This is a genomic window from Zoogloea oryzae, from assembly GCF_030161255.1.
In the GTDB taxonomy this organism is placed as follows: domain Bacteria; phylum Pseudomonadota; class Gammaproteobacteria; order Burkholderiales; family Rhodocyclaceae; genus Zoogloea; species Zoogloea oryzae.
The window spans coordinates 51,383-61,552 of sequence record NZ_BSPX01000021.1; the positions used below are offsets into that span (position 1 = coordinate 51,383).

Annotated in this window: 9 protein-coding genes; 4 read left to right on the forward strand and 5 right to left on the reverse strand. The window is 68.8% G+C overall.

What is annotated here, in order from left to right; all coding sequences use genetic code 11:
* Positions 1-46: 46 nt before the first annotated feature.
* Positions 47-187: a DUF3149 domain-containing protein gene (locus QQK25_RS08925; protein WP_153163519.1), complete on the forward strand. Its 141-nt coding sequence runs from the start codon at positions 47-49 to the stop codon at positions 185-187.
* Between the two features lie 111 nt (positions 188-298).
* Here QQK25_RS08925 and QQK25_RS08930 read toward each other — a convergent pair whose 3' ends face one another.
* The 4 genes from QQK25_RS08930 to QQK25_RS08945 all read right to left on the reverse strand — a co-directional run bounded on the left by QQK25_RS08930 (position 299) and on the right by QQK25_RS08945 (position 5,949).
* The gene (locus QQK25_RS08930) at positions 299-2,503 is read right to left on the reverse strand and encodes a PAS domain S-box protein (protein ID WP_284187598.1); all 2,205 of its coding nucleotides are present in this window, start codon (positions 2,501-2,503) and stop codon (positions 299-301) included.
* Positions 2,496-3,656: an FIST N-terminal domain-containing protein gene (locus tag QQK25_RS08935; protein ID WP_284187599.1), complete on the reverse strand. Its 1,161-nt coding sequence runs from the start codon at positions 3,654-3,656 to the stop codon at positions 2,496-2,498. The genes QQK25_RS08930 and QQK25_RS08935 overlap by 8 nt, the downstream gene beginning before the upstream one ends.
* A gap of 101 nt (positions 3,657-3,757) precedes the next feature.
* The gene (locus QQK25_RS08940; RefSeq protein ID WP_284187600.1) at positions 3,758-4,981 is read right to left on the reverse strand and encodes a benzoate/H(+) symporter BenE family transporter; all 1,224 of its coding nucleotides are present in this window, start codon (positions 4,979-4,981) and stop codon (positions 3,758-3,760) included.
* Positions 4,978-5,949, reverse strand: coding sequence for an aldo/keto reductase (locus QQK25_RS08945; RefSeq protein WP_284187601.1), 972 nt, complete (start codon positions 5,947-5,949; stop codon positions 4,978-4,980). The genes QQK25_RS08940 and QQK25_RS08945 overlap by 4 nt, the downstream gene beginning before the upstream one ends.
* 114 nt (positions 5,950-6,063) lie before the next feature.
* Here QQK25_RS08945 and QQK25_RS08950 point away from each other — a divergent pair, with 114 nt between their 5' ends.
* From QQK25_RS08950 to sfsA, 3 genes are all read left to right on the forward strand, one after another.
* The gene (locus QQK25_RS08950) at positions 6,064-6,960 is read left to right on the forward strand and encodes a LysR family transcriptional regulator (protein WP_284187602.1); all 897 of its coding nucleotides are present in this window, start codon (positions 6,064-6,066) and stop codon (positions 6,958-6,960) included.
* Between the two features lie 117 nt (positions 6,961-7,077).
* A complete protein-coding gene (locus QQK25_RS08955) occupies positions 7,078-8,010 on the forward strand; it encodes an AEC family transporter (protein WP_284187603.1) in 933 nt (310 codons plus the stop codon).
* Positions 8,011-8,120: 110 nt separating this feature from the next.
* On the forward strand, positions 8,121-8,822 hold the full coding sequence (gene sfsA, locus QQK25_RS08960) for a DNA/RNA nuclease SfsA (RefSeq protein WP_284187604.1): 702 nt from the start codon (positions 8,121-8,123) through the stop codon (positions 8,820-8,822).
* Positions 8,823-9,308: 486 nt separating this feature from the next.
* On the opposite strand, the gene QQK25_RS08965 is transcribed toward sfsA, so the two are convergent.
* On the reverse strand, positions 9,309-9,776 hold the full coding sequence (locus QQK25_RS08965; RefSeq protein WP_284187605.1) for a hypothetical protein: 468 nt from the start codon (positions 9,774-9,776) through the stop codon (positions 9,309-9,311).
* Between the last annotated feature and the right edge of the window lie 394 nt (positions 9,777-10,170).

Below are 10,170 nucleotides of genomic sequence, written 5' to 3' on the forward strand. Positions count from 1 at the left end.
ACAGCTTTTGCGAATCCACACTTCAACGATTGAAAGGGAGAGCACCATGGCCTGGAAAGAATTGTTCAGTACCGATATCGGCCTGCTGAGTTTGTTCACGATCGGCTTCATCCTCGTGATGGGCGGCTATCTGTATAACTACGCCAAGCGTCACATGGCCGAGGACGAGCGGCGTTCTCACGGCTAGGATGGCGCCATCCGACAGCTGGGGCGCGGCTTTCGCAGGGCCGCGCGCATCACCCCGGCATCGCGCTGCCCAATGGGCCACCTTTCCGGTGGCCCTTTTTCATTTGGGCGGTCAGCGCCGGCGCAGGCAGTGCAGGATGTGCCGGCCGAGGGTGTCGGGGGTGACCGGCTTGGCCACCGGGCCGGCGAGGCCGGCATCGTGGCAGCGGAGCTGCTCGTTGGCGGCCGGGCCGCTGCTCATGGCCAGGATCGGTACCTCGGCCATGCCCGGCAGGCGACGCAGGGCCTGGGCGATGCCCACGCCGTCCTCGGTGCCGAGATCCAGCGCCAGCAGCACCAGCCCGCAGGGCCGGGCGCGGGCCAGCGTCAGGGCCTCGTCGGCGTTGCTGGCCAGGTCGTGGCTCATGCCTGCATCCTCGAGGGCGAAGCACGCGAAATCCCGGTTGACCGAATCCTGATCGACCACCAGCACGTGCAGACCACCGAAGTGCTGCTGAAGCAGGGCCAGCGGGTCGCCATCGTCGTCGTCGGGGATGGCGGCCGGGGCGAGCGGCTCGTCGGTGCGGTCGGTGCGCTTGAGCCTGGCGGTCAGCCAGAAGGTGCTGCCGTTGCCGGGCTCGCTGTGCATGCCGGCGTCGCCGCCCATCAGCCGGGCGAGGCGCTTGACCATGATGAGCCCGAGTCCGGTGCCGCCGAACTTGCGGGTGATCGAGCCGTCGGCCTGCACGAAGGGCTGGAACAGGCGGGCCTGCTGCTCGGGTTCCACGCCGATGCCCTGGTCGCTCACCTCGATGCGCAGCAGCAGGCTGAAGCCGTCTTCATCGGCGAGCCCGGCCTTCACGCTGACGGTGCCGCGCTCGGAGAACTTGATCGCGTTATCCACCAGGTTGCGCAGGATCTGGCCGAGGCGCCGGGCGTCGCCCAGCAGCGCGTCGGGCAGGCCCCGCGGCAGCTGGTGTTCCAGCGCCAGCCCCTTGCGGCGGGCTTCGGCCTCGAAGCCGCCGAGGGTTTCGCCGAGCACGCCACGCAGCGAGAACGGCGCTTCTTCGAGGGTGAGGGTGTCGGCTTCGATGCGGGCGATGTCCAGCACGTCATCGATGATCCCCAGCAGATGCCGGGCCGACTGGAGGTTCTTGCCGAGCTGGTTGGCGAGGGTCGGGTCGGTGGTGCGGCGCAGGGCCAGGTTGGTCATGCCCATGATGCCGTTGAGGGGCGTGCGCAGTTCGTGGCTCATGTTGGCCAGGAACATGCTCTTGGCGCGGCTGGCGGCCTCGGCGGCGTCCCGGGCGGCGGCCAGCTCGGTGGTGCGGTTGAACACCAGCGCCTCCAGGTGATGGCGGTGGCCTTCCAGCTCGTCGAGCATGGCCTTGCGCTCGGTCACGTCGAAGAAGGCCCAGATGGATTCGTCGCTGCCCGGGTAGAGCAGCTCGCCGTCCAGCCGGTACCAGCCGACGCTGCCGTCCTTGCGCATCAGCTGCACCTCTGTGCGGAAGGTCTGGCCGGCCCGCATGGTGCCGTAGGCTTCCTGGGCGAGGTTTTCGTAGGCCTTCTGGTCGGGGTAGATGAGGCGGGTCGAGCGCCCGAGGAGTTCGGCCTCGGTGTAGCCGAGCATCCGCCGGAAGGCTTCGTTGGCCCACACGAAGCGGCGCGCCTTGAGCTTCACGAAGCCGACGATGTTGCTGTTCAGGATGGCCTGCTGCTCGCGCATCAGCTGCTTGATCTGCCGGCTGTCGCGGACCCGGTCGCTCACGTCCTGGACGAGGCCGATCAGCGAGCGGTGCGAGCCGGTGGTCATCACGCTGCCGAGCACCTCGATGTAGATCACGCTGCCGTCCTTGCGCAGGCCACGGGCGAGCTGGCCAACGCCGGCGCTGTCGCTGTTCAACTGGCGCGCCATGGCTTCGGCCACCTGGGCCCGGTCCTCGGCGATGACGAGCGCCGCGGGCGAGCGGCCGGCCAGCTCGCCGGCGGCGTAGCCGAACACCGCATCGAAGCGCTCGTTGGTGTAGGTGATGCGGCCGTCCTCGACGGTGACGATGCCGATCATCGACTGGTTGGCGAGGCTGCGGAAGCGCTCTTCCGAGGCCCGCAGGGCGTGGGTCATGCGCTCGTTGTCGCGCAGGGCGGCCTGCAGCTCGGCGGTGCGCAGGTTGACCTGGTCTTCGAGCAGGATCGCGGTCTGGAACAGGCTGAAATCGGAATGCTGGAGGCCGCTGCTGCGCTCGGCGTTCTCCATCAGCGCGTCGATGATCTTCTGGAGGCGGACGTTCTCGGCCTTCAGGGCGGCGATTTCGGCGGTCTGGTCGCGGTCAGTCATGTTTCACCTCCGGGCCCGCGGCGCCGATGGCGATCGCCGCCAGGGTCTGGTTGAGATGCACGCCGCGGAACTGCTCGCCGTAGGTGTTGAAGCCGATGATGTTGCTGCCCTGCAGCGCCGCGGTGATCGCGTCCCGGTCGGCGCTTTGCAGGATCTCCACCCGGCGCAGCACGCAGTCGCAGCCGAGCACGAGCTGCGGCGGGCCGATCTCGCCGCGCACCCGCGCCAGGGCGCCCTGCAGGTTGGCGTTGAGGTCGAGGCTGCGCCCGACCCGCAGGATCAGGCCGTTCTCGATGGCGCAGAAGAAGGTCAGGCTGCCGTCGGGGTTGGCCTTCCGGATGGAGCGGATGTAGCTGGCGCCGCCGATGATGACCATCACCGGCGAGCCGGCGAAATGTTCGGGGGTGAGCGAGGCCTGCGCAACGCCGAGGATGCGGGCAAATTCCTGGGCCGCCGGGAGCCCGTTGATCTCGCGCACGACGCGCCGGGCCGGATCGGCCGAGGTGACCACCAGGCGCTCGTCGGTGGGTTCGAAGTGATGGGTGTCGAACAGCCGGAAGGGCAGCGACGTGGCCACCAGGGTGAGCACCGCGGCGTCGTTGTGGAACTGTCCGTCGGCATAGACCAGCGTCCTGCCCAGATCCGAGCCGTCGGCCGCCGAGCCGCCCACCAGCGGCGTCACGCCCAGGGCGCTCTGGATGGCGCGGGTGACCGCCTCCTCGCGGACCGACAGCCCGTCGATCAGCAGCAGCGCGAAGCGGTTTGCCGCCGACTTGCTGCCGGTGGCCGCGTCGAGCTGGCCCTGCAGATGGCGGGCGAGCGCCTGGCCGGCGGCGGCGTCGAAATCCTGCAGCCCGGTGATGCAGCCCGATGCGGCGGTGAAATCGCCGGCACCGAAGCTCGCCCCGGCGAGGCTGTGCTCGAGATAGCCGCCGGGGCCGATCTCGCCCGCCGACGTGCAGCCGACCACCTGCACGCCGGCAAAGCAGCGGCGCATCTCGTCGGCAATCGCGTCCAGGTCGTAGCTGCTGGCGCAGAAGAACACCACCAGCGCCATGTCGTCCTGGGCCACGCCCGCGTGAAACGCGCGCACCGCCTCGCGGGCATCTTCCACCCGGGTCTGGGCCCGGCGGATGCGGCTTGCTTCGTCCATCCTGATTCCTTGAAGGGTGACTTCCCTCTCCCGGGAAGCCAGTCCCTCATCTACGGCGTGGGCGGGCAAAAAGTGAGCGCTGGCGGCGTGTCTCCGATCAACTATTTCGGGGTCGCCGCGGGCGCGGCGGCCGGCTTCACCCGATGCAGCACAAAGTACGCCGCGATGCCGATCACCACGCCCCAGAAGGCCGAGCCCAGCCCCAGGAAACTCATGCCCGAGGCGGTGGCGAGAAACGTGATGACCGAGGCTTCCCGGTGGTCTTCCTGGGTGATGGCGCCCATCAGGTTGGCGGTGATCGCGCCGATCAGCGCGAGGCCGGCCAGCACCGCCACGAACTCCTTCGGCAGCAGGGTGAACAGCGACACGATGGTGGCGCCGAAGCAGCCGCCGATCAGGTAGAACACTCCGTTGGCGATGCCCGCCACGTAGCGCTTCGACGGGTCTTCGTGGGCGTCCTTGCCGGTGCACAGGGCGGCGGTGATCGCCGCGATCACGATGGTGATGCCGCCGAAGAAGGCCACGATCACCGAGGCGATGCTGGTGGCGGCGAGGATCGGCCGGGCCGGCGTCGGGTAGCCCGAACCATGCAAAATCGCCATCCCCGGCAGGAACTGGCCGGTCAGGCTCACCAGGATCAGCGGCAGCGCAAAGCTGAGGATGGCGCTCCAGGTGAATTCCGGCGCGATGAACTGGGGCGTGGCGAGCGACAGCTTCACGCCCGACAGATCCGCCCCGCCGATGCCCACCGCCAGCCCGATGCCCACCAGCAGCACCAGCACCATGCAGTAGCGCGGCACGAAGCGCTTGAGCAGCAGATAGGCCGCCACCATCCCGAAGGTAAGCAGCGGCATCGAGCCCGCCGCCTTGAAGGCGTTGGCGCCAAACTGGAACAGGATGCCGGCCATCATCCCGGCGGCCACGCCCTTGGGCACGTGGCGCAGCAGGCGGTCGAAGGTGCCGGTGATGCCGATCACGAACAGCACCGCGGCGGTGGTGAGGTAAGCGCCCACCGCCTCGCCCAGCGACAGCCCCGGAAACAGCGTGACCAGCAGGGCAGTGCCCGGCGCCGACCAGGCCGTGACCACCGGCACCTTTAGCACCCACGACAGAAAGATCCCGGAGATCGCCGCGCCGATGGAGATGCCCCACACCCACGACGAGATCATCTCCGGCGCCACGCCGGCCGACTGGGCCGCCTGGAAGAAGATGATGAGCGGGCCCGAATAGGAAATCAGCACCGCCAGGAAGCCGGCGGCCACCGCCGGGATCGACAGGTCGCGGACGAGCCCGCCCGGTGCGGCAGAAGTGGCAGCGCTGTTCATTCGTGGCCTGCAACGGGGCGGGGACGGTAGGGCGCTTCGAGTTGCGCGACTTCATCCGGGGTGAGCGAAAGCCCGATGCCGGCGACGGCGTCCGGCAGGTGATGGGCCTTGGAGGCGCCGATCAGCGGGGCGGTGATGCCCGGCCGGCTGGCGGCCCAGGCGATCGCCACCTGCGCCGCCGGCACGCCGCGGGCCTCGGCCACCTGCTGCACGGCGCCCACGATGGCGTCTTCCATCGCCTGCTGGTTGTACCAGCCGTGGGCCAGGTTGTCGGTCTCGTCGCGCCTGGTGCCGCTGCCGCGGGCGCCAGCCAGCAGCCCGCGGGCCAGGGGCGACCACGGGGTGACGGCGATGCCCTGGTCGCGGCACAGGGGCAGCATCTCGCGCTCTTCCTCGCGGTAGGCCAGGTTGTAGTGGTTCTGCATCGACACGAAGCGCGCCAGGCCGTGGGCCCGCTGGTGGGCCAGCAGCTGCATGAACTGCCACGCGAACATCGACGAGGCGCCGATGTAGCGGGCGCGGCCCGAGCGCACCACGGTGTCCAGCGCCTCCAGCGTCTCGGCGATGGGCGTGTGCGGGTCGAAGCGGTGGATGATGTACAGATCCAGGTAATCGGTGCCCAGGCGCCCCAGCGAGGCGTCGATGCTCGCCAGGATGTGCTTGCGCGACAGGCCGCGGTCGTTGGGCTTGTCGCTCATGGGGTAGAACACCTTGGTCGCCAGCACCACGTCGTCGCGGTGGGCGTATTCGCGGATCGCCCGGCCGAGGATCACCTCGCTCTCGCCCCGCGAATACATGTCGGCGGTGTCGAAGAAGTTGATGCCCAGGTCGAGCGCCTGGCGGATGAAGGGCCGGCTGGCGGCCTCGTCGAGCACCCACGGGCGCCAGTCGGGCGTGCCGTAGGTCATGCAGCCCAGGCACAGGCGGGAGACCTTCAGGCCGGTCGAGCCGAAACGCACGTATTCCATGGTGTATGGCCTTGTCTTGCAGGATGTCGGCTGGATTATGGGCGGCCAGCCGGCATTGATAAATGCGCCGTAAACAGCAACACTGTTTTTGTTTCGCAAACAATCGGAGCCCCGATGGACCGCTTCCAGGCCATGCAGCTGTTCACCCGCATCGTCGAGCTGGGCAGCTTCAGCCGCGCCGCCGAAAAGCTCGACCTGCCCCGCGCCTCGGCCACCCAGATCATCAAGCAGCTCGAGGCCCACCTGGGCGTGCGCCTGCTCCAGCGCACCACCCGCCAGGTGCGCACCACGCTCGACGGCGACGCCTACTACGCCCGCTGCCTCGCCATCCTGGCCGACGTGGAGGACGTGGAAGCCGCCTTCTCCCAGGCCGCCCTGCATCCCCAGGGGCGGCTCCGGGTGGATGCCTCCACCTCCTTCGGGCGGCTGGTGCTGATCCCCGCGCTGCCCGATTTCTGCGCCCGCTACCCCGAGGTGTCGGTGGAGCTCTCCCTCACCGACCGCCAGATCGACCTGATCGGCGAAGGCGTCGATTGCGTGCTGCGCATCGGCGAGCTGCGCGACTCGTCGCTGGTGGCCCGGCGCCTCACCGCGCTGCCCCAGGTGTGCTGCGCCAGCGCCGCCTACATCGCCCGCCACGGCCAGCCGGCCCGCCCGGCCGATCTCGAGCGCTTCGAGGCGGTGGATTACCTGTCGGCTTCCACCGGCAAATCGGTGCCCTTCGAGTTCCTGATCGACGGCCGGCTCGAGAGCCGCAGCCTGCGCTCGCGGCTGGCGGTCAATAACGGCGACGCCTACGTGGCCGCCTGCGATGCCGGCTTCGGGCTCATCCAGGTGCCGCGTTACCACGTGGTGCGCCAGCTCGCCGCCGGCACGATGGTCGAGGTGCTGCAGCCCTACCAGCCGCCGCCGCTGCCCCTGTCGGCGGTGTATCCGCAAAACCGCCACCTCTCGCCGCGGCTGCGGGTGTTCGTCGACTGGCTGGCCGAGATGTGCGCCGCGCTGCCCTGAACCGCGCCCGGCCCGTTACTGTTGGGCGCCGCTGAACAGTGATGTTCGGTAGCCCGATTTATCCGGCGGGGGCGAACACCTACAATCCCGGCCTGCGCTCCCTCCGTCGAGACCACCTTGCTGACCATCCTGGGCATCACCGGCCCGATCTTCCTCATCATCGGCGTGGGCTTCGCGGCCGTGCGCTTCGGCCTCCTCACCCGCGCCGAGATGCGCCCGCTGGGCGTCTTCGTCATCAACGTGGCTCTGCCGGCGCTGCTCTTCAAGGCCATGTCGGCCCGCGCGCTGGGCGATCTCGTCGATGGCCACCTGCTCCTCATCTACACCCTTGGCTCGCTGCTGGCGGCGGGCATCGCCCTGGCCGTGGCCTGCCTGGTGCGCGGGCGCAACCTGCAGACCGGCGCGGTGCAGGCCCTCGGGGCGTCCATGTCCAACAGCGCCTTCATCGGCTACCCCATCGCCCAGCAGGTGATGGGCCCGCTGGCCGGCAGCGCGCTGGCGGTGTATGCGCTGGTCGAGGGGCTGGTGATGATGCCGCTGCTCCTCACCGTGGCCGAGGTGGCCGGCAGTGGCAAGCGGCGCTGGACGGCGGTGCTCAAGGAGATCCTGCGCCGCCTCACCCGCAACCCCTTCATCCTGGCGATGGGCGCCGGCGTGCTGTGGACACTCGTCGGCGTGCCCCTGCCGGTGCCCGTGGCCAAGGCGGTGGACATGCTCTCCACGGCCTCCGCCCCGGTGGCGCTGTTCTGCATCGGCGGCACCCTGGCCGGGCTCAACGTGCGCGGCATGCTCGGCGACATCTCGCTGATCGTCGCCGGCAAGCTGCTGATCCACCCCCTGTGCCTGTTCGCGCTGCTCACCCTCTCGCCGGGCGACAAACCCCAGCTCGCCACCGCCGCCATCCTCAACGCCGGCATGCCGATGCTGTCGATCTACCCGCTGCTCAGCCAGAAGTTCGGCCAGGAAGGCGTCAGCGCGGCGGCGCTGGTCGCCGCCACCACGGTGTCGTTCTTCACGGTGAGCGCGCTGCTGTGGATGTTAGGGGCGTGAGGAGTAAGGGGTGAGGAGTGAGGAGTCCAGGCTGATACCCTGTGCGCTCCCGATCGCCAGCGCACCCGCGTAAAACAAGGTCTCCTCACTCCTTACTCATTACTCCTCACATGCTCCTGCCCCCCCTGCTCGAAGGCCGGCTCGTCCGGCGTTACCAGCGTTTCCTCGCCGATGTGGAGACGGCCGATGGTCTCGTCACCGCCCACTGCCCCAACACCGGCTCGATGCAGGGCTGCAAGGACGCCGGGATGCGCGTGTGGCTGTCGCCGGCCGACAACCCGGCGCGCAAGCTCGCCTGGACGTGGGAACTCGTCGAGACCGCCCCGGGCGTGATCGTCGGCGTGCATACCGGGCGCAGCAACGGCCTGGTGCGCGAGGCCATCGAGGCCGGCACGGTGCCCGAACTCACCGGCTACCCCACCATCCGCCCCGAGCAGAAGTACGGCGAAGGCAGCCGCATCGACCTGCTGCTGCAGGCCCCCGGCCGGGCCGATTGTTACGTGGAGGTCAAGAACGTCACTGCTGCCGTCGAGGGCGGCGTGGGCTACTTCCCGGATGCCGTCACCACCCGCGGCGCCAAGCACCTGCGCGAGATGTCCGCGATGGTCGCCGCCGGTAGCCGGGCGGTGCTGGTCTTCTGCGTGCAGCGCGGCGACGTCACCGAAGTCCGCCCCGCCGACCACATCGACCCCGCCTACGGCCAGGCCCTGCGCGAAGCCCTCGCCGCCGGCGTCGAGGTCATCGCCCTGGGCGCGACGGTCACGCCCGAAGGCATCACCCTCGAACGCCGGCTGGCCGTGGTCGTGCCGTAAGGCTCGCACCTGTAGGTCGGACTTCAGTCCGACAACCCCTGCCTGATCAACTCGCGCGGGCTACTTCCCCCGCAAAGCCCCGTCCTCCCCCCGCGAGGCTCCGGGCCTTGCCCTCCGTTGCCATTCACCTTGCGTTCGAGGCTTTTTGGCCCGGCGGGCGGGCTTTCCGCTCGGGGCGCAAGGTTTTCTGCCTTGACCGCGAAGCAAGAAGCCTCGCGGTCCGAAGTCCGGAGCCTTGCGGCCGCAGCTCACTGCTGCGCGGGCAAGGCTTTTCAGCGGAGGCGCAAAGCAGATGACCGTGGGGGCAAGGGGGCGGGCGTTGCGGGAAGGGCTTCGGGCCTCGGGGGCGAAGCTCCGGGCCGGACGGGAGGACAAAAAAACACCGCACGCCATTCGGGCAGCGTGCGGTGAAAGGGGGCGACTCGGAGGAGGCCGCCCCCGGGTCAATCGGGGGTGGCTGGCGGCAGGTCGCGCCAGCCTGCGGGCTCAGGCCGCGGGGCTTTCATCCTTGCCGGGGCGGCGGGAGAAGCGCACCGACATCGCTTCCTTGAGGGTGTCGAGGGCGGCGCCCTGGCCGAACACCTTGGCCAGGGCGTAACCGTCGTAGGACGCGCGCATCAGGTCGCTGCCGAGGGCCAGCTGAGTGTCCTCGCCCTTGGAGAGCAGGGCGCGCAGGCGCTGGATGCGCGGGCGCAGGGTGTCGAAGGCGACCATGTCGCTCTGGGATTCGGCGAGATCGAAGGTGGGCGGGATCAACTGCTGGTTCTGCTCGAGCACCATCAGGGTCTGGCGGCAGAATGCCTCGGAGCGATCCCCCATCTTGGGCAGCTTCTGGCGCTGTTCCGGGGTGAGCTCGACAAAGCTGGCGAAGAGCTTTTCGAGGGTGGCGAGGGCCGCGTCCATGGCGGTCACGTCGCTGGCGGAGAGATCGAGGGAGATGAGGTTCTGGCTCATGGGGTGGAATCCTGCGTTGATCGGAGGGTTGCACCCGTGCCGGGTGCGGGGGGGGATTTTATTTTTATTAATGCGATGCGTATATATGTCTAAAGACATAGGCATGCGCAGAGGGCGGTCTTGCGGTCGGCGGGGCTGTGGGTCGGACTTTTCGGTCCGACACCTCCGCCCGATCAATCTGTGATGTCGGACTGAAGTCCGACCTACAGGGTGGGGTTGGTGGTTGGCGGTGCCGTAAGGCACGCACCTGTCGTTCGGATTTCGGCCCGGCAAGTGTTGGCCCGTTCAACCGGTGATTGTAGTGGTCTAATTTCCTCGGACACCTCGATAGGTGGATCATCCACCCGTAGAGGAGAACTTGATGAAACAGAAACGCCGGGCGTTCGATGCGAGC